Annotated in this window: 22 protein-coding genes; 17 read left to right on the top strand and 5 right to left on the bottom strand. The window is 38.4% G+C overall.

Going from position 1 to position 20071, the window contains the following annotated elements; genetic code table 11:
• Positions 1–158: 158 nt before the first annotated feature.
• From BLS35_RS21595 to atpG, 8 genes are all read left to right on the top strand, one after another.
• Complete coding sequence (locus BLS35_RS21595; RefSeq protein WP_090785456.1) at positions 159–380, top strand: AtpZ/AtpI family protein; 222 nt, start codon at positions 159–161, stop codon at positions 378–380.
• A gap of 46 nt (positions 381–426) precedes the next feature.
• On the top strand, positions 427–813 hold the full coding sequence (locus tag BLS35_RS21590; RefSeq protein ID WP_254779028.1) for a hypothetical protein: 387 nt from the start codon (positions 427–429) through the stop codon (positions 811–813).
• A 17-nt stretch (positions 814–830) separates the two neighbouring features.
• Positions 831–1958: a F0F1 ATP synthase subunit A gene (gene atpB, locus BLS35_RS21585; RefSeq protein WP_090785455.1), complete on the top strand. Its 1128-nt coding sequence runs from the start codon at positions 831–833 to the stop codon at positions 1956–1958.
• A gap of 41 nt (positions 1959–1999) precedes the next feature.
• Positions 2000–2209, top strand: coding sequence for an ATP synthase F0 subunit C (gene atpE, locus BLS35_RS21580; protein ID WP_062551197.1), 210 nt, complete (start codon positions 2000–2002; stop codon positions 2207–2209).
• 75 nt (positions 2210–2284) lie between these two features.
• The gene (locus BLS35_RS21575) at positions 2285–2779 is read left to right on the top strand and encodes a F0F1 ATP synthase subunit B (protein WP_090785453.1); all 495 of its coding nucleotides are present in this window, start codon (positions 2285–2287) and stop codon (positions 2777–2779) included.
• 34 nt (positions 2780–2813) lie between these two features.
• Positions 2814–3362: an ATP synthase F1 subunit delta gene (gene atpH, locus BLS35_RS21570; protein WP_090785452.1), complete on the top strand. Its 549-nt coding sequence runs from the start codon at positions 2814–2816 to the stop codon at positions 3360–3362.
• A gap of 57 nt (positions 3363–3419) precedes the next feature.
• Positions 3420–4994, top strand: a complete 1575-nt coding sequence (gene atpA, locus BLS35_RS21565) for a F0F1 ATP synthase subunit alpha (RefSeq protein ID WP_090785450.1) — start codon at positions 3420–3422, stop codon at positions 4992–4994.
• 24 nt (positions 4995–5018) lie between these two features.
• On the top strand, positions 5019–5903 hold the full coding sequence (atpG, locus tag BLS35_RS21560; protein ID WP_090785446.1) for an ATP synthase F1 subunit gamma: 885 nt from the start codon (positions 5019–5021) through the stop codon (positions 5901–5903).
• Between the two features lie 59 nt (positions 5904–5962).
• On the opposite strand, the gene BLS35_RS21555 is transcribed toward atpG, so the two are convergent.
• Positions 5963–7573 carry a DUF4139 domain-containing protein gene (locus BLS35_RS21555; RefSeq protein ID WP_090785445.1) on the bottom strand — a complete coding sequence of 537 codons (1611 nt, stop codon included), beginning with the start codon at positions 7571–7573 and terminating at the stop codon, positions 5963–5965.
• A 151-nt stretch (positions 7574–7724) separates the two neighbouring features.
• Here BLS35_RS21555 and BLS35_RS21550 point away from each other — a divergent pair, with 151 nt between their 5' ends.
• Positions 7725–7940, top strand: coding sequence for a hypothetical protein (locus BLS35_RS21550; protein ID WP_090785443.1), 216 nt, complete (start codon positions 7725–7727; stop codon positions 7938–7940).
• A gap of 158 nt (positions 7941–8098) precedes the next feature.
• Here the strand turns inward: BLS35_RS21550 and BLS35_RS21545 are convergent, their stop codons facing one another.
• The gene (locus BLS35_RS21545) at positions 8099–9634 is read right to left on the bottom strand and encodes an IS1182 family transposase (protein WP_090785441.1); all 1536 of its coding nucleotides are present in this window, start codon (positions 9632–9634) and stop codon (positions 8099–8101) included.
• 240 nt (positions 9635–9874) lie between these two features.
• On the opposite strand from BLS35_RS21545, the gene BLS35_RS21540 reads away from it, so the two are divergent.
• On the top strand, positions 9875–10729 hold the full coding sequence (locus tag BLS35_RS21540; protein ID WP_090785439.1) for a DUF4349 domain-containing protein: 855 nt from the start codon (positions 9875–9877) through the stop codon (positions 10727–10729).
• On the opposite strand, the gene ruvC is transcribed toward BLS35_RS21540, so the two are convergent.
• A complete protein-coding gene (gene ruvC / locus BLS35_RS21535) occupies positions 10722–11285 on the bottom strand; it encodes a crossover junction endodeoxyribonuclease RuvC (protein ID WP_090785436.1) in 564 nt (187 codons plus the stop codon). The two genes, BLS35_RS21540 and ruvC, sit on opposite strands and share 8 nt — an antisense overlap.
• Before the next feature lie 19 nt (positions 11286–11304).
• Here ruvC and BLS35_RS21530 point away from each other — a divergent pair, with 19 nt between their 5' ends.
• Genes BLS35_RS21530 through BLS35_RS21500 form a run of 7 tightly spaced genes read left to right on the top strand, consistent with a single transcriptional unit; the run spans position 11305 to position 18262 of the window.
• A complete protein-coding gene (locus tag BLS35_RS21530) occupies positions 11305–12306 on the top strand; it encodes a lysylphosphatidylglycerol synthase transmembrane domain-containing protein (protein WP_254779026.1) in 1002 nt (333 codons plus the stop codon).
• A gap of 34 nt (positions 12307–12340) precedes the next feature.
• A complete protein-coding gene (locus tag BLS35_RS21525; protein ID WP_090785561.1) occupies positions 12341–13420 on the top strand; it encodes a glycosyltransferase family 2 protein in 1080 nt (359 codons plus the stop codon).
• Positions 13420–14511: an ABC transporter permease gene (locus BLS35_RS21520; RefSeq protein WP_090785428.1), complete on the top strand. Its 1092-nt coding sequence runs from the start codon at positions 13420–13422 to the stop codon at positions 14509–14511. The genes BLS35_RS21525 and BLS35_RS21520 overlap by 1 nt, the downstream gene beginning before the upstream one ends.
• 32 nt (positions 14512–14543) lie before the next feature.
• Positions 14544–15155 carry a ribonuclease HII gene (locus tag BLS35_RS21515; RefSeq protein ID WP_090785425.1) on the top strand — a complete coding sequence of 204 codons (612 nt, stop codon included), beginning with the start codon at positions 14544–14546 and terminating at the stop codon, positions 15153–15155.
• 18 nt (positions 15156–15173) lie between these two features.
• Positions 15174–16376, top strand: coding sequence for a glycosyltransferase (locus BLS35_RS21510; protein WP_090785422.1), 1203 nt, complete (start codon positions 15174–15176; stop codon positions 16374–16376).
• A gap of 41 nt (positions 16377–16417) precedes the next feature.
• A complete protein-coding gene (gene gcvT / locus BLS35_RS21505) occupies positions 16418–17497 on the top strand; it encodes a glycine cleavage system aminomethyltransferase GcvT (protein WP_090785419.1) in 1080 nt (359 codons plus the stop codon).
• Positions 17498–17539: 42 nt separating this feature from the next.
• A complete protein-coding gene (locus tag BLS35_RS21500) occupies positions 17540–18262 on the top strand; it encodes a 2-phosphosulfolactate phosphatase (protein ID WP_090785415.1) in 723 nt (240 codons plus the stop codon).
• On the opposite strand, the gene BLS35_RS21495 is transcribed toward BLS35_RS21500, so the two are convergent.
• Complete coding sequence (locus BLS35_RS21495; protein ID WP_090785413.1) at positions 18251–19021, bottom strand: patatin-like phospholipase family protein; 771 nt, start codon at positions 19019–19021, stop codon at positions 18251–18253. The genes BLS35_RS21500 and BLS35_RS21495 overlap by 12 nt on opposite strands.
• Positions 19022–19040: 19 nt before the next feature.
• Positions 19041–20069: a gliding motility lipoprotein GldB gene (gene gldB, locus BLS35_RS21490; RefSeq protein ID WP_090785411.1), complete on the bottom strand. Its 1029-nt coding sequence runs from the start codon at positions 20067–20069 to the stop codon at positions 19041–19043.
• Positions 20070–20071 lie beyond the last annotated feature (2 nt).

Below are 20071 nucleotides of genomic sequence, written 5' to 3'. Positions count from 1 at the left end.
AACGCAAATACTAAATAGTATTACCTTTATATTGTGAATAGCGTAGTTTTTCAATTATAGGATGATTTAATGCTTATAAAACAACAAAATATATGCAAAAGTATTTTATTCATCATTAACTTGTTAACAAAACCTATTTTATTTATAAATCATCTGGTATGATAGATCCTAATGAGAAGAAAAAGGAGGTGAATAATTTTGCCCGATACTCATCGATTAGTTTTCAAATGATCGCTGTGATTGGCGTGTTTGCTTTTGCGGGATATAAAATTGATGCGCATAGAAATAGCAAGACACCAATTTTTACAGCCCTATTGAGCTTGTTAGGGGTGGTGCTCTCCTTGTATCAGGTTGTTAAACAATTAAATAAAGAGAAATGATTATTTAATCGAGGCTAAATATATACTTTTGTGAAAATTTACTGATTTGAGTTTAGCACGATTTACATTTTCTTATTTGTTGTTTACGGTGGTGCTTGGTACCATCGCTTATCTATTGCCTTCTGCTTTTCCTGAGGTTACAATTCTGGCTAAAAAGTTTTGGGTGGTTTTCGGATTCCTGGCAGGGATTACTTTTATTGCCTATGTAGTAGCGGATTTGGGGATGAAACGCAATCCTGAGGCGGGTGTAATGGCTATTATGGCATCAATTGCATTGAAGATGATCTTCTCTATGGCTTTTGTACTGATTTACAGTATGAACAGTAAAGAAAAGGGCATGGTTTTCGTCCTGAATTTTTTTTCTTTATATTTATTGTTCAGCTTCTTTGAAATATACTCTTTGTTACGTAACTTGCGCCACCAAAATAAATAGTAAAAATCTGCGACTAAATGGATTGTAGCCACGTTTTTGAATTTAAAGTTAATAGGTTAATTGTTGTTTTTGCGCTTTTTTTAGCGTTTTTTTCTGTAACACCGGCAGCTTTTGCTCAGGTTGACAGTTTAGCAACAGATAGTACTCATGCCGAGACTAAGGCTGAGAAAAAGTTTGATATCGGTAAATTTGCTTTGCATCACATTGCCGATTCTCATAGCTGGCATGTTATAGGACATACCTATATCAACCTACCAGTGATTTTGTATACCCCAAATGGTTTGGTGACCTTCAGTTCTGGAGAATTTAATCATGATGATGAAGCTACTGTTGTAGTGGAGCGAAACGGGCAGCGTTTTGTTAAAATGCACGAAAAGATTTACTATGCATCTGAAGTTGCGAATGCACACGGACAGTATGTAGAGTTAGATGAAAAACATCATGCATTAAATAAGCGCCCACTTGATTTATCGATCACCAAAAACGTTTGTACGTTATTATTGTCTGTTCTCGTATTGTTAGCTGTGTTTTTCAATGTAGCTAGTGGTTATAGAAAACGTAAAGGTAAATCTCCAAAAGGATTGCAATCATGGATGGAGCCGATTATTCTATTTGTACGTGATGATATTGCCAAGCCAAATCTTGGTCATAAATACGAGCGTTTCATGCCTTATTTGTTAACCGTGTTTTTCTTTATCTGGTTTAACAATATGTTGGGTCTGGTTCCATTTTTACCGGGAGGTGCAAACTTAACTGGTAATATCGCGGTAACTATGATTCTTGCGATTGCAACATTCGGTATTACTGTTTTTAACGGTAACAAATACTACTGGAAGCACATCTTTATGCCTGATGTACCATGGTGGATGTATATCGTTATGGTTCCGGTTGAGTTGTTCGGTATCTTTACTAAGCCTATTGCCTTAATGATTCGTTTGTTTGCTAACATTACTGCAGGACACATCTTGGTGTTGTCGTTAATCTGCCTTGTGTTTGTCTTCAACAGTCTATATATAGCTCCAATCTCTATTGCTTTTGCAGTATTCATTGGCGCGATCGAACTACTGGTTGCATTTATCCAGGCGTTTATATTTACGATCTTGTCGGCCCTGTTTATCGGAATGGCAATTGAAGAACACCATTAATAAGAATTATTTTTTAACAACAATTAATATATAAAATCATGATTACAGGAAGTATTGCTGCAATTGGTGCAGGATTAGCTGCGATTGGCGCTGGTCTAGGTATCGGACGCATTGGTGGTTCAGCTATGGACGGTATTGCTCGTCAACCAGAAGCTGCATCTAAAATCCAAACTGCAATGTTAATCGCTGCTGCCTTCGTTGAAGCTGTTGCGCTTTTCGCAGTGGTTGTTGCCCTAATGGGTAATGGCTAGAAATTAAACGGTGCCAGGTTTGTACCTGGTACCATTTATTGTTAAAAAAGAACAAAATATTTTATACATATACAGATGGAATTATTATTACCTGAATTCGGCCTAGTTATCTTTCAATCCATTGCTTTCTTATTGCTAATGTTTTTATTGGCAAAATTTGCATGGAAACCAATTTTAGCAGCAATTAAAGAGCGTGAGCAATCAATTGATGAAGCATTAAACAAAGCTGAATTAGCAAAACAAGAAATGGCTCGTTTGACTTCTCAAAATGAGGAGTTGATGAAGGAAGCACGTGCTGAGCGTGATTCAATCTTGAAAGAAGCTAAAACTTTAAAGGATAATATCCTTACAGAGGCAAAAACTCAGGCGCATAGTGAAGGTGCTAAACTGATTGAGAAAGCTAAGATTGAAATTGAGAATCAAAAGAAAGCTGCTTTGGCTGAATTGAAAAATCAGGTTTCAACTTTATCTCTTGATATTGCTGAGCGTGTATTGCGTAACCAGCTTCAGGACAAAGCTAAGCAAGAGGATTTAGTGGCTAACCTTTTAAAAGATGTTGAATTAAACTAGTCTATAGTTTATTTAACTAGATATAACGGAAAAAATGTCAGAAAATACAGCAGCATCGAGATACGCTAAATCATTAATTGATCTTTCTACAGAGCGCAATACTTTGGAGGAGATTAAGAATGATATGATGCTTTTAGCGGAGGTGGTTGATCAAAACCCTGAACTGGAAGCTATTCTTAAAAACCCTATTGTTCCTTTGGATAAGAAATCAGGAATTTTGGATGGTTTATTTGTAGGTAAGGTAAATGAGGTTACCAGCACTTTTTTTAAGCTGATGGTAAACAAAGGCCGTTCTGCAATTCTATTTGATACAGCAAAAGCTTTTATTGTACAGTACAATGCTATTAAAGGTATTGTTACTGCAGATGTAACTTCAGCTACTGAACTTACGGCTGAAAGTCGCGCTGAGATTGAAGCGATAGTGAAAAAGGAAATTGGCGCCAATGTGGTTGTGATTAAAGAAAAAGTTAATGACAAGCTAATCGGTGGTTTTATTTTAAAGGTAGGTGATAAGCAGTTTGATGCGAGTATTGCCAGCAGTTTAAATAAACTTAAAAAAGAATTTGCTCAAGGCATTGTTTAAGCAAGAGCGAAATAGAGATAACAAATACTGAATTTACAAAAGAAATAATATAAAATTATGGTAGAGGTAAGACCAGACGAAGTATCGGCAATTATCAGGCAGCAATTGGCGGGCTTCAAATCAGAAGCAGAACTTGAAGAAGTTGGTACCGTATTGCAAGTGGGCGATGGTATTGCCCGTGTTTATGGTTTAACTAAAGTTCAATCGGGCGAGTTAGTTGAATTTGAAACAGGCTTGCAAGGAATTGTTTTAAACCTTGAAGAAGATAATGTTGGTGTGGTACTTTTGGGCCCATCTGACAAAATCAAAGAAGGTGATACTATTAAACGTACTAAGAAAATCGCCTCTATCAAAGTTGGTGAAGGTATGTTAGGTCGTGTTGTAAACACAATGGGTGAACCAATTGATGGTAAAGGACCAATCATTGGCCAAACTTATGAAATGCCAATCGAGCGTAAAGCTCCTGGTGTAATCTATCGTCAGCCAGTAACTGAGCCTTTACAAACAGGTATCAAAGCTATCGATGGTATGATTCCAATCGGTCGTGGTCAACGTGAGTTGGTTATTGGTGACCGTCAGATTGGTAAAACTGCGGTTTGTATCGATACTATCATCAACCAAAAAGAATTTTACGAAGCAGGTAACCCTGTTTACTGTATATATGTAGCTTGTGGACAAAAAGCAAGTACAGTAGCTAACATCGTTCGTACTTTAGAGGAAAACGGTGCAATGCCTTATACTGTAGTTGTTGCAGCTTCTGCTGCTGAGCCAGCTCCATTACAATTTTATGCTCCATTCTCTGGTGCAGCAATCGGTGAGTTCTTCCGTGATACGGGTAGACCAGCTTTAATTGTTTATGATGATTTGTCTAAACAAGCTGTAGCTTACCGTGAGGTTTCTCTATTGTTACGTCGTCCACCGGGTCGTGAGGCTTATCCAGGTGACGTGTTTTATCTTCACAGTCGTTTGTTAGAGCGTGCTGCAAAGATCAACTCAAACGATGAGATCGCTCAAGCAATGAATGATTTACCTGAATCATTAAAAGGTATCGTTAAAGGTGGTGGTTCATTAACTGCGCTTCCTATTATCGAAACTCAGGCTGGTGACGTTTCTGCTTATATCCCAACTAACGTAATTTCGATTACGGACGGACAGATCTTCTTAGAATCTAACTTGTTCAACGCGGGTATTCGTCCAGCTATTAACGTAGGTATCTCGGTATCACGTGTAGGTGGTAATGCTCAGATCAAATCGATGAAGAAAGTTGCTGGTACATTGAAATTAGATCAGGCTCAATACCGTGAGTTAGAGGCTTTCTCTAAATTCGGTTCTGACCTTGATGCAGCTACTAAATCAGTATTAGATAAAGGTTCACGTAACGTTGAGATCTTGAAACAAGGTCAATTCTCTCCAATGACTGTTGAGAAGCAGGTTGCGATCATTTATATCGGTACTAAAAACTTAATGCGTTCTGTTCCTGTAGATAAAGTAAGGGAATTTGAAGTGGAATATTTACAACAACTTGAGCAACGTCATCCTGAAACTTTAAGCGCTTTAAAAGCAGGTAAGTTTGATGACACGATCACAGGTGTATTGGAAACTGTAGCTAAAGAGCTTTCAAGTAAATATTAATATTAGATCTGAGATAAAAAGAGAATGGCTAATTTAAAAGAAGTAAGAATTCGTATAGCGTCAGTGCAATCTACACAGCAGATTACCAAAGCCATGAAAATGGTTTCGGCTGCTAAATTGAAACGTGCTACCAATGCTATTGTACAATTACGTCCCTATGCTACTAAATTAAAAGAGATCTTAGGAAATCTTTCAGGTAGCTTAGAAGGATCATCATCACCTTTTATACAAGAACGTGAGCCTAATAAGGTATTAATTGTAGTAGTTTCTTCTAACCGCGGTTTAGCGGGTGCGTTCAACATGAACGTAATTAAAACTACGAACAACTTAATTGCCGAAAAATACAGCGAGCAGTTGAAAAGAGGTAATGTAAGTATCGTAGCCATTGGTAAGAAAGCTCAGGATTTTTACGAGAAACGCAATTACAGCGTTATTGGCAACAATAGCGATGTATATTCTGCTCTTACTTTTGAAAATGTAACTAAAATCACTGAAAGCATTATGGCTGGATTTGAAAAGGGTGAATTTGATAGAGTGGAATTGGTTTACAATAAATTTAAAAACGCTGCTGTTCAACTTTTAACGACAGAGCAATTGTTGCCTTTGCCTAAAACGGCGCAAGAGGAAACAGCTGTAAAGGAAATGAACGTTGATTATATTCTTGAGCCTTCTCAAGAAGCGATCGTTGAGCAATTGATTCCTAAGTCGATTAAGACGCAATTGTACAAAGCGGTATTGGATTCACATGCTTCTGAACACGGAGCACGTATGACTTCAATGGATAAAGCAACTGAGAATGCTGGTGATTTGATTAAAGCGTTAAAGCTTTCTTATAACCAGGCACGTCAGGCTGCGATTACCACAGAGCTTACAGAGATTGTAAGTGGTGCGGCTGCATTGAACGGTTAATAAGCGTAAGCATAATGTATAGAGCCCTTATCAGCAATGATAAGGGCTTTTTTGTTTTATTAATATAAGTTCGGAATGATTTTTTCTTTAGGGTACTTCACAGAATAGCTAATTCTGATCTTTTGTGAACTAGCTGGTTTCATATTTAAATTCCAGGTCAGCATTCCCGATTCCTTATCTACTTCTGCACCATTTGAACTGAGTAATTCGACTTCCATATCCTTATCCGTTGATATTGGATACTGATCTTTAAGCTGTAAGCTTATCGCTTCTTTTTTGTTATTTCTTACCGTTATTTCATAGGTAAAAGTTTGTTTCTTATTACTTCCTATTGTTTTTACTCCCGTTTGCTCAGCTATTTTCTCACGTTTGATAATGATCTTTTTATCACGGCCCATACTCAACTTTAAGGTATCGGTTAAGGCATTTGGATTGATATAGGATTTTCCGATGTAGCTATTTTCGAAGATGAGGTTTGCCTCTCCAGGTAAAAGATTTAGCTTTTCGTAATCTGTAATTTCGGCCATTAAGAAAGCGTCGTTATCTACTTTAGGTACGCTATAATATTTGTATGAGGCCGGTTGAGTTGATTCTTTGAGCATTACACTATGTGGCTTGCTGTTGGAAGCAATATCATAGGGGATATCGATATCAAATACAACATTCAATTGGTTTTCAACTTGCGTGAATTGCGGCGCTGCTTGACTCATGGCGGTGACCACCACTTCTTTGAGTTCATATTTATCTACACTTCCGATCATCATCCCAGAGGCTTTTCCTTTTAGTTGTTTTGCGAATTGATTTTGGGGTGATCCAAATTGTAGAAACCAGGAAGATAATAATGGAGCGGTCCCATTTTGTGTAGGATTGCCGGTAGAAAGACTAAGCTTAACCTTTTTCCAGTCTATGCCTGTATACTGACTTATGCTGGCTTTATAAAGAATCTTTAAGGGTGAAGCTGTATTCTCCGTTCTAAGGTCGTAAAGCGCTTGCCATTGCGCATTAGGTGATAAGTAGCTCAGGTTAAAATCTGCATTAACTGGCTGTGTGGTCAAAACATTGATGATCACTTGTCCGGTTGTGCCAGATTTGTCCTGGCTCAGTTCCTGTAATTGCTTTTGCAACTTTGCAATTTTTCTTTGCCAGCTTTGCTCTGTTTCTTGCCAGGTAGCAATGCTATTGCGGAGTTCAAGTTGTTTGCTTTTATAGTAATCTGCAACTTTGATCAACTCATTTACATTTACTCCAGTATTGGTGCCGCCAACAGTCTGGTTTTTATCTAATAGCACCAATAGGTTCGCATCAACGATGCTTTTATTTTGAACTTTAACCAATTCTCTTTTGGCTACAGTCAGACTATCCTCAATGATCCGATAGGCGGGGCTATTATTGTCTTGTTTTAAGTAATCTTTGCTAAAGCTGGTGGATAGGATCGTAACACTTGGGGGAACGTTGATCTGAATACTGTTTTCATCTAGTGTATTGGCGATATTGGTAATTACTATTTCGCTCGTGCCAGTAGGGATGTTAATTCGGGCTTTATGATTCAATTCAGCACCAGCGCGATAAACAGTTGCCGATTCCAATACCGCAGGAAATAAACGGGGTGATTGCGCTTTTATGATGCTTGTGCTTAAAGCGATAAGCAAAAATAGATATATCTTTTTCATGGATCTTGTTTTTAAAAGAGATGCATGTTTGGACTATAATCCATAATTGAGCTATTATTTTTTGTTGCACCGTAACTTATTTAAAAAGTAATAGATTAAATACTACTTTTTTGGTAATTAATATTATTTTTGTCCCATAATTATAAATAGCATGGAAGAGAGACCACTACACAATACACCTAGCATGAAAAGAGCTAACGAGACTTCGATTTATACAATGATAATTTTGGGTGTCCTAATCGGTATTGTAGGTGTTTATTTGCGTTTTGCAGGTGATTCAACTACATTGTCAATTGTTTCTTGGGCAATCTTAGCGGTTGGTACTGTAGTAGCATGCAAAGGCGTATTTAAAATATTGGCTGCTTAAGCAGTAAAAAATATATTATTAAAATTGAAAGAGGCCGTATCATTAATCAAAAGATGATGCGGCTTCTATTTTTTGTAATCTTTGAGATCCGTCTTGAGTATTTGCTTACTATGCCTTTTTCTTTGAATATTTCTTAAAGTGTACAAAAAACAGCTTTTCTAAGCTGCTTTTTTCCTAATATTTTGTGCAATTGCCAATAATCCCCATTCAATTTCCACTTTTTGTTTACCTCTGAGCATGAAGCGGCGGAACCCGTGGTTCTGTTTGATATTGGCAAAAACAGGTTCTACATCATAACATCGTTTCTTTCTATGACTGATGCCCTGCTCTGTATTGAGTAGACGATGTGCTTTTTGCTTATGCCTTTGCAGGTTTTCATTAATTTCTATTAGACGGTTGCCTTTAGACTTGTGGCAAGCCCCGTTTAGCGGACAATTGTTGCAGTTTTTGGCTTGATATCTCCTGATATGCTGCTCGAATCCACTTGTAGTACGTTTTTTAACTGTTCCCACAAAGTCCATGCTTTGCCCCATTGGGCAGATGTAAGCGTCCTTTTGTTCATTGTAAAAAAGCTGATTTGTTGCAAAAGGATATTTCTGATTATAGCGTGCATTTTGTTGTTTGTCAAACATGTTAAATTTAACAAAAGACTCCACCTGTTTTTGCTCCAGCAGGGTGTAGTTCTCTTCTGATCCATAACCGGCATCAGCGGTAAGGATCTTTGGGGGACGATTGAAGCTGTTCTCATGTTGTTCCAGATGTGATTTTAAAGTTAAGATGTCTGTAGGATTGGAGTGAATGGTGTAGTTGACAATGAACTGGTTTGAAGTGGATATCTGTACATTATAAGCCGGTTTGAGCTGTCCGTTACGCATATGATCTTCTTTCATTCTCATAAAAGTTGCATCCGGATCAGTCTTACTGTAACTGTTGCGTTCAGCGAGTATTTCTTCCTGATGCTCATACTTATTAATAGTCTCGGGATAGTTTTTAGTAAGGTAACGGAGCTTTGCTTTGGTCTTTTTATCAACCTGATCATTGTTAGCCAGCACTTCATTCAGCTTATCAACTGTTGCCTGGATGCTTTCGGGACTTACGGTTTTAGCCGTAGGTGGTTCGGGCAATAAATCTTCCACCGTAGCCACACTCTGGGCATAATTCCAGATCTCATCCAGTTGCTTTTTCATCTTCGCTTTATTGGTCTGGATAGATTTTTTCCAGACAAAAGTGTACTTGTTGGCATTCGCCTCAATCTTGGTTCCATCGGTATAAACTTCATCAATACTCAACAATCCTTCTTCAGCCAGATATTTGACCACTTCTTCAAATACACTACGCAAAGCATGTTTTAAACGGGCACCCCGAAATCGGTTGATCGTATTGTGATCCGGTTTACTCATACCACTCAACCACATAAAAGGAACACTTTCCCGGCAGGCTATGGCCAGTTTTCTGCTGGAATAGGTATTGGTCACATATCCGTAGACCAATACTTTTAAAAGCAATATGGGATGATAGTTAGATGCGCCCCTGATGTGGTAGGCATTCAACAATGGTTCTACATTGATCACATTAATAATCTTGTCGACAAGTCTTACAGTATGATCTGCTGGAATCAACTCATCGAAGGTAGGCGGAAACGCCATGAGTTGATGCTGGTAATAAGGCTTAAAAACAGGTTTCTTATTGGCCATATTTCGTATTGATTATATCATAAATATATGAAAATCAGTAAGTTAATCCAAATTTAAAACCATAAAAATCAACTTAAATTACTAATAATCAAGATGATCAAACTGCAGGAAAAACAAAAGAGCCTATATCATCGATTTATGATACAGGCTCTTTTTTTGTAATATTTATGTTATCCAATTTTTTTAAGGTTACTTATTATCGCATCTGGTATTAAGGTAAAACATACAACCTTTAACAATATGAAAAAATATTTAATTTATTGCGTATTCGCAATGACGGCTTTCGGCTGCAACAATGCGTCGAAAATGGGTGAGTCTGCTGATATCCTCAACAAAATTGAGAACGGAGATACTGTAATGGAGTCGAAGATCATTAAGACGGCTGATATGAAGTTTAGAGTGAAAGATGTTCAAAGTACAAAAGAAAAGATTTCGGCAATACTAAAAACAGAAGGCGGGGCCATAGGAGAGGTTTCTATTATCAGCAATATTCAAAATACAGAAAAGGTAAAGTACAGTACAGATTCCCTGCTAGAACTGACAGCTTATCGCACAGAAGGCCTGATGGTGGCCAGAGTTCCTTCGGAAAAGTTGGATGATTTTACTAACCAGGTAGCAAGAATGGCCGTTTTTGTAGACCATCAGTCGTTGAAGTTCGACGATCAGAGCCTGAGTTATCTTACGAGCGAGTTAAAGAGTATCAATAGGGAGGAAGCCGTAGCTCAATTAGAAAAGAAAGCTAATAAAAAGAAGGAAGTCATAGCTTCGAAAGATGTAAGTAAGAGTTTGGCACTGAAAGATGAATACGTAGATCAGAAAGTGAAAAATATGTCGATAAATAGCCGGGTTCAATATAGCGACGTGACGCTCAACTTCTATCAGGACCATACGGTGAAACAGATTGTTGTTGGAAATGATAACCTTTCAGATTATCGTCCACCCTTTTTTCAACGTGTAATTATAAATCTACAGGGTGGCTGGTTTATCTTTAAAGAATTCATCTTAATGTTATTAAATATCTGGTCAATACTTGTATTGATAGCCGCTGGATATTTTGTTTACCGGTATTATAAAAGACAGAGAAAGCTTATTTAATCCGCTTTTTATTGTCACTAACAAAGGATTCCCAACCGGAGTAGGTTTTTCCCTTACCACCGGTTGGGATTTTTTGAAAAGAATGACATACTGCAACAGCAAGTCCATCTGTAGCATCTAAAAACTCTGGTGTTTCCTTAAAATTTAATAATCTTTGGAGCATAGCCGCCACCTGCTCTTTTCCGGCACTTCCGTTTCCTGTAATGGATTGCTTGATCTTCCTTGGTGCATATTCATTGATGGGAATATTTCGCGATAGTGCAGCTGCCATTGCAATTCCCTGGGCACGGCCAAGTTTTAGCATTACCTGTATATTTTTTCCGTAAAATGGGGCTTCAAGAGCTACGGTATCTGGTTTAAATTCGTCTAGTAGTTTTATTGTTTTTTCGAAAATGCGTTGTAGCTTTAAGAAGTGGTCGTCCAGATGGTCCATTCGGACAATCCCCATAGTGATCAGTTCAATTTTACTTCCTTTCTCCAGAATAACCCCGTACCCCATAATCGAGGTACCTGGATCGATCCCCATGATCACCCTTTCCTTTTTTTCAGCCAACATAGAACAATATTAAGCATATTTGCACAGAGTAAAAGCAAAAATATTGACATCCAATTATAAAAAGGTACTTTCATACATTCTAAAGGGCGCAATTGTCGTATTTGCATTTTGGTTTGTATATAGGAAACTTTCCTCCAATGAGAATTTAGCAGCGTTTAGAAATTTGCTAAAACAGATTCCGATACAAGAAATTATTCTGGTACTTGGGGTTGTTTTTTTACTGATGTTGCTGAACTGGGGATTGGAGGCTTTGAAATGGAAGCGACTAATTGCCAGAGTGGAAAGGATCAGTGTATGGCGGGCTATTGAATCTGTTTTTTGTGGTTTAACCTGGGCAGTATTTACCCCCAATCGGATTGGTGAATATGGAGGACGGGTATTTTTTCTTTCTCCTAAACGAAGGGTTATTGGGGTTGTAGCCATGGCTGTAGGTAATATCGGGCAGATGGTGCTGACCAATGTTTTTGGGGCAATCGCTTTATGCGTATTTATTTACCGTTTTGAACCTATTGATTACAGACTTTTTTATGCGCTGATTGCCTTAGCCGCAATGTTCTGTGCTTTCTTTATCATATTTTATTTCAACATCAAATGGTTGAATGGGATTTTGCTTTCTATGCGCTTTACCCGGAAGTACAAGAAGTTTTACAGCATCCTAGCCCGGTACAGCAAAAAGGAACTCTTAAATATTTTGTTGTTCTGTTTGGCGCGCTATGTCGTATTTAGCACGCAATATTTTATTCTTTTCTTTTGGCTGATACCAGAAATTCATTACCTGGATATTTTTATGATGGTAAGTATTCTGTTTTTTGTCCAATCGACGCTCCCTTCTCTTGATCTTTTTGATATAGGGGTGCGGAGTGTTACCGCCTCTTACTTTTTTAGTTATATAACAGGTCATCAAGTAGCCGTTATTGCATGTACTGCAAGTATTTGGCTCATAAATATTATAATTCCTGCTATATTAGGTTCTTATTTTGTGTTTAAACTCAATTTTTTTGGAAGTATTCAGCGTAATTAGTTATATCTCATCTGTTTTAACGGTTTTATACATCATGGTGGTCATTACTTTCATCAAAGGATGGCATAAGTTGGTGTATTTTAAACCTAAGACTACCGTTTTAAACACTAAAGTTTCTATCCTCGTGGCTGCCCGTAATGAGGCGCAAAATATCGCGAAGACAATCGAAGATTTGATTGCTCAGGATTATGATCGGGGACTAACCGAGATTATATTTATTGATGACCACTCTACTGATCAAACAGCTGCAGTTATCGATTCTTATGCATCCCAAGGTGTAAAATTGATCCGCTTAAACGAGGACCAGCCGCTTAACTCTTATAAGAAAAAGGCGATACAGACAGCGATTGCCCAGGCTACCGGGACTTTGATCATTACTACGGATGCAGATTGCAGGATGGGACCAAATTGGCTGAAGACCATCGTAAGTTTTTATGAAGAAAAGAAGTATAAAATGATTTCTTCGCCCGTGGCTTATTTCGAAGAAAAGAGCTTTTTTGAACGTGCACAAACACTGGAGTTTTTATATTTAATTGGCCTTGGTGCCTCGACGATAGGGAATAAAAGGCCCTCTACTTGTAATGGGGCTAACCTGGCTTACGAGCGGGATGCTTTTTATGAAGTGGGCGGATTTAAAGGGATTGATGATCTGGCTTCTGGTGATGATGAATTGTTGTTGCATAAAATGGCAGCGAGATTTGGGGATGCCATAGGTTTTTTAAAGCATTCGGATGCAGTGGTTTTTACGCATGCCAAAGCGACATTAAAAGAATTTATTCAGCAACGAAGGCGTTGGGCTTCTAAAAGCACGAGGTATAAAAATAAGTCGATCATTGTATTGGGTGTTTGTATCTGGTTGTTTAACCTAAGCATCCTGGTAAATATTGGTTTGGGCATTTTTGATGGCTTTTATTTCAAATTAGCTTTAGTTCAGTTGTTGGCAAAAATGGTTGTTGAATGGCTGTTTTTATACGATGTGACTGCATTTGCAAAGAGAAAGAGTCTGTTGGTGCTTTTGCCAGTATTGAATGTGTTGCATATCTTGTACATTGTGTATATCGGTATTGCGGGGAATAGTGGAAAGTACAACTGGAAAGGTAGAATGGTAAAATAATGGAGATCAATAATAGTCCTTCAAGCAAAATATGGAAGCGTTTTAAGAAAAATAAAATGGCTTTTGGAGGATTGTTATTTATTTTAACCATGAGCTTAATGGGAATTCTGGGCTATCTGATTACACCGGATAAAAGTCCGATGGCAAATACCATGCACCTACAACTCAGCAATAAAAAGCCAGGCAGATCTTTCGACTTTTTAATCATCAGCAGGAAAAACAACATTGAAAAAGTGAATTTTCTGGAATTGATGTTACATGGTCAGGAAGCCGATTTTAAAAGTATTCCGATAACTGCTTACCGTGAAGTAGGGGATAAGGTTTATGTGAGGGAATATATTGGTGATGACGAACAGGCAGAAGAGTCTGAATATCCAAAGTTATCATCTAATCAACAATATCGGCAAACGTTTTGGCTAGGTACTGATACCTATGGCCGGGATATGTTGAGCCGTTTGATTTTGGGAATTAGAGTTTCTTTGTCGGTGGGCTTAATGGCAGTCCTTATTTCTCTTTTTATTGGGGTATGTCTGGGTGCTTTAGCCGGTTATTTTGGCGGAAAAACGGATGCGTTGATCAGCTGGTTTATGAATGTGATTTGGTCATTGCCTTCTTTACTCTTGGTTATTGCCATCTCATTTGCATTAGGAAAGGGATTTTGGCAGATATTTATTGCTGTGGGTTTATCTACCTGGGTGGATGTATCGCGGCTTGTACGTGGACAGGTTATGGCTTTAAAAGAAGTTGAATTTGTAGAGGCTTCTAAGGCACTAGGCTTCTCGACTTCAAGAACGATTATCAGACATATTCTTCCCAATATTGCCGGGCCTATTCTTGTGGTGGCTTCTGCTAATTTTGCTTCTGCTATTTTGCTCGAAACAGGATTAAGTTTTCTCGGATTTGGTGCGCAACCGCCGATGCCGAGCTGGGGAAGTATGATTAAGGAGAATTATGGCTATATCATTATGGATGCCGCTTACCTTGCACTTTTACCCGGGTTAGCCATTATGCTTACGGTTTATGCATTTAATTTATTGGCTATTGGCTTGCGTGATGCTTTTGATGTTAAATCTCAAAATATATCTGTATAGCTTAGCTTCAGAATTTACTAACTTTGACCCATATGTTATTAAACTGTTTTCAGCTAGAAGTATTAGAAGCCGGATGTGATGAAGCGGGAAGAGGTTGTTTGGCAGGACCGGTATTTGCCGCTGCTGTAATTTTACCGCCCGATTTTGTTGCCGGTGAGTTGAATGATTCGAAAAAGCTGAGCCACGAACAACGTAATAAATTAAGATTGATCATAGAAAAGGAGGCTATAGCTTGGGCTGTTGCTGAAGTTGATCATATAGAAATTGACAAGATCAATATCTTGAATGCCTCTTTTTTGGCGATGCACAGGGCTATCGATAAATTGAATATTAAGCCTCAATATTTGAGTATTGATGGAAATAGGTTCAAAAAATACAAGGATATTCCACATGCTTGTATCGTAAAAGGGGATGGCAAATATTTAAATATTGCCGCTGCTTCAATCCTTGCTAAAACGCATAGGGATGAATTTATGGAGCGCATTTCGGACGAATATCCTCATTATCAATGGAAACAAAATAAGGGATATCCTACGATTGCTCACCGATCAGCCGCTCTTGAGCATGGTTTATCGCCATACCACCGTAAAACTTTTAATATTAGTGCACCACAGCTAAAGCTATTTTCGGAAATAGAGGGATAATTCGTATTTTCACGTAAATTGAAAGTCCTCATTCTGACAAATAGAGTCCCCTTTCCGCCCAATAGCGGATATCCTATAGTGGTTTACAATACCATTAAAGGCTTGGTGAAACTCGGGGCTGATGTGACGTTGTTCAGTCTCAATACCAGTAAGCATCGCATCGATATTGATGACATTTATGATCCTGTTTTTGATCAGATAAAATTTTATTCTTTTGACCTCGATACGGAAGTTAATGTATGGGGGGCAATTAGTAATATTTTTTCTGATGAGTCCTACAACGTTTCCAGATTTTTTGATGAGGATGCTGCGCGCTTGTTGGAGGACATTCTAAAAGAGACCACATTCGATATCATACAATTTGAAGGTTTGTTTGTGGTGCCTTATCTGGATATCGTAAAAGCCAATAGTGATGCGAAAGTAATTTACCGGGCACACAATATTGAGTTTGATGTTTGGGAACGTATTGCGTTGAAAGAGCCTTTTACGCCCAGAAGAAAGTATCTTCAGTTTTTAGCACGTCGCTTAAAATACTATGAAACTGAGCAGATCAATCGCTTTCACCAGGTATTTGCAATCAGTGAACCCGATAGGCAAAATATTGTAAAGTTTGGTTGCGAAACCGCTTTGGATGTTTTTCCGGTAGCACTTGATTTCGAAAAATACATTACTGATCCTTCTAAAACCAGTTTTCCTACCTTGTTCCATCTTGGCGCAATGGACTGGAGGCCAAACAAGGAGGGGCTGGCCTGGTTTCTGGATGAAATATGGCCGGATATTGAAAAGTTAAATAGTGAATTGCGCTTTTATATCGCTGGAAAGAACATGCAGCAGGAGTTTTTTGAATACGATTCGGAAAACCTAGTGGTTGAAGGTGAAATATTTGATGCGGTTGAGTTTATAAATTCCAAAGCCATTATGATTGTTCCATTGTTGTCGGGCAGTGGGATGCGGGTTAAAATTATCGAAGGAATGGCCATGCGCAAATGTGTAATTGCAACGAGTATGGCTGCCGAAGGTATCCGCTGTGAACATGGTAAAGATATATTAATTGCCGACACTGCCGATGAATTTTACCGCTCTATTTTACAATGTATCACTAACCCCAATAAGTGGCGTGAAATAGGCGAGAATGCACGTAAAACGGTAGAAAGAGACCACGATATCAATGTGATTTCTAAAAGAATGCTGAATGTCTATCAAAAATTAATTAGTGGCTAAATTTATATACCTTTGCCACGTTTTTATAGATATTATACCGTATGAAGAATACCGCACTAACCGATAAACACATTTCTTTAGGCGCCAAAATGGTGCCATTCGCAGGATACAATATGCCCGTACAGTACGAAGGCATCAATGCTGAGCACGCTACAGTTAGATCAAGTGTTGGCGTTTTTGACGTGAGTCATATGGGAGAATTTATCCTGAAAGGTGAGCAAGCTTTGGACTTGATCCAAAGGGTAACCAGCAATGATGCGTCAAAACTATACGATGGTAAGGTTCAATATTCATGTCTGCCAAACGAAGACGGTGGTATTGTTGACGATCTTTTGGTTTACCGCATTGATGAGTTAACTTATATGTTGGTAGTGAATGCTTCGAACATAGAAAAAGATTGGAACTGGATCCAAAAATTCAACACCAATGGCGTAGAGATGCACAATATTTCTGACAAGACTTCTTTGTTGGCTATTCAAGGTCCTAAAGCTGCTGAAGCATTACAGAGCTTAACTGATGTTGATTTGGCTTCGATGGAATATTACAATTTCGTAAAAGGCAGATTTGCTGGTATTGATAATGTAGTGATTTCTGCTACTGGTTATACTGGTGCTGGTGGTTTTGAAGTTTATTTCGACAATGAGCATGCTGATATGATCTGGGATGCTATTTTTGAAGCAGGTAAACCTTTTGGCATTAAACCTATTGGTTTAGGTGCGAGGGACACTTTGCGTTTGGAAATGGGTTTCTGTTTATATGGAAATGATATTGACGATACGACATCTCCTATTGCGGCGGGATTAGGTTGGATTACGAAATTCTCTAAAGTATTTACCAATTCTGAGGCGCTTTTGGCTGAAAAGGAAGCTGGTGTAGCACGTAAGCTAATTGGATTTGAGATGATTGATAGAGGTATCCCTCGTCATGATTATGAGATTGTTGATGGGGAAGGAAATGTAATTGGTAAAGTTACTTCTGGAACGCAATCACCATCTTTACAAAAAGCGATTGGAATGGGCTATATTGATAAAGCTTTGGCTAAAGAAGGCACTGAAATCTATATCAATATCCGTAATCAAGAAATTAAGGCTAAGGTAGTTAAGTTCCCATTTTATAAATAATCGTATTTTAAACTCACCTGTTTTATACCCTAATCGAAACCGATGCCTTATAAAAAAAGCATAGAAGTTTGTTTGACGCCTGCATTATTAAATCTTTACGACACTAAAGAAAGTGTTGTTGTTGTTATTGATATTTTAAGGGCGACATCGTCTATTGTTTATGGTATTGACAACGGCGCAGATGCAATTATACCAGTTGCACATGTAGAAGATTGTTTGGGTTATGCAGATCAAGGTTTTTTGCTGGCAGCAGAGCGAAATGGAGAAGTTGTTGAAGGGTTTGACTTCGGCAATTCTCCATTTTCTTATAGCAGTGATAAAGTAAAAGGAAGAACAGTTGTATTGACCACTACCAATGGAACTAAAGCCTTGCATATGGCTAATGCCCAGTCTGCCCAGGTAGTTATTGGTTCATTTCTGAATTTAAAAGCCTTGTGTGACTGGCTTAAAGTTCAGGAGAGGAATGTATTGTTGCTTTGTGCCGGATGGAAAGATAAGTTTAATCTGGAAGATACCTTATTTGCCGGCGCTGTGGTAAACGAACTGCGCCAAGACTGCAGTCATTTTTGTGATTCTTGCGTGGCCGCTGAAGATTTGTATCTCTTGGCCAAAGATGATTTGAGGAATTATCTGCATAAATCATCACATAGCCATCGCCTGGCCGAATTGAATATTGAAGAAGATGTTAAGTTTTGTTTACAGCTGAATATCTGCAATACTATACCTGTTTTGGAAGGTGATGCACTGGTTCCATTAAAGGCTTAATTCGCGTAGAACAGGATTATTTTTTATCGTTTTTAGTGTTTCTTCGTAGGCGAGCCAATAGATGGTTTCGGCCTTGGCCATATCAAAAATATTGATACTGCCCATGTCTTTGGGTTCCACCATAACGTTGCAAAATTTGGCTTTCTCCTCCATGTCTTTATTGATGGACATGATGGCTGCTCGTGTTACCAGGGAGGTGATTTTTGTAATCTTTTTTACAGGATTTAAATGATTGCAGGAGGAACCGATGATAAAATCGCAATCTTTCAGTAATGGCTCTACCGGGAAATTGTTCAAAACGCCGCCGTCCACATACATCTGATCGTTGATCATGATGGGTTTAAAAATACCGGGAATACAGCAGGATGCCTGGATTGCCCTGATCAGTGGGCCTCTATCAAAGTACTCCAGGCTGCCCTCGCTAAAATTGGTGGCAGCAATGGTAAGGGGTATTTTCAAGTCTTCAATCTTGTCATGAGGGAAATAGGATTTCAACAGATCAGCGGTATGCTCTATGTTCATTAAACCTAAATTACCAAGTGCCGGCCTTACAAAACGGAGGAGCTTCGTTTTTATAAAAATATGGAGCGCTTCTTCCGGGTCGATCCCAGCAGCATAAAATGCGCCGACTATAGAGCCCGCACTGGTTCCACTAACGTGGCTAAACTGTATTCCTGCGTTTATAAAGGCTTTTAAAACGCCTAAATGCGCGATGCCACGGATGCCCCCTCCAGATAATACGATTCCAATTTTTGTCATATAGCTAATAACGGTTAAACTATTTTGGTTTGTATTTAGATGCCTGCAGTATTTTTTGTGGATCCTTTTCGACCATCAATTGCTGTAAGGTAACTGATGGATTTTCCTTCATATATTTTCTAACGATTTGCCAGCCAGTCCAGATGCCTAATTTTGGCGCCGACTCGTTTCTTTCACCCAATCCAGGGGTAAATGGGCCTTCGCTTAAGAATACTTGTATTTTCTGGTAATCTGTTTCAAATAATAGTTCGTTCTGAAGGTAATAGCCCCAAATATCACTTTCAAAAGTCTTACACCATTCTAACTGTTTGGTGGTATAGCCTATTTTAACAGAATCAGGGACATTTTCGGCTAAAACCTGGTCCATGAAATAGAGGATTTTTCCATTATGAATCATCTTGGCCAGGAGTGTTCTGTCTTCGTCGTGTTCGGCAAAAAGTTCTTCCCTTGCATAGGTCTCGGTTAACCTTGGTACTACATATTGCGGCGTAAAACGCTTTGATAAATAAAGAGGAACACTCTCTACAATAGCTCTATAGAATTTGCTGTCTTTTCCTAAAAACATATCTAAACCGATCCCCATATAATCGTCGCCAATAGGAGTTTGTACTGCGAAGCCTGAAATAAAGGAAATGAACCTTGGTACTCGGGCTTTAGGGTAATAATATTTGATGTATTTAAAGGTTTGTGTAAGGTCTTTTTCAATAGGGGCCATGTTGCTGAAAACACTGTCGACCTCCTTGTTTAAATCAGAGTAAGCCTGATCCTTGAACAATGTGGAAAGGATTTCGTTGGGACTGTAAGTTTCATTGCCCACCATGCGGTGTATATAGTCATCGTAAAATGCGCCATACTTTTTTTGTAGCAGGTCATTCGTTTGATTAATGTCTTTGTTTTTTCCAAGGTAAAGGTCTCTGTCAAAACGATCAATTTTTACATCTAGCTGTATCGCACTTACATTAGGTTTAGTACCTTGTTTGCAGGAAAGAAAAGTTAATATAAATAGAAAAAATAGATAGCTTTGGCTGAATTTTACGTTATAGTTCATTA

Source organism: Pedobacter sp. ok626 (genome assembly GCF_900100435.1).
Taxonomy (GTDB): Bacteria; Bacteroidota; Bacteroidia; order Sphingobacteriales; family Sphingobacteriaceae; genus Pedobacter.
The sequence above is the reverse complement of the archived record's forward strand: the minus strand, read 5'-3'. Positions and strand labels throughout refer to the sequence as shown.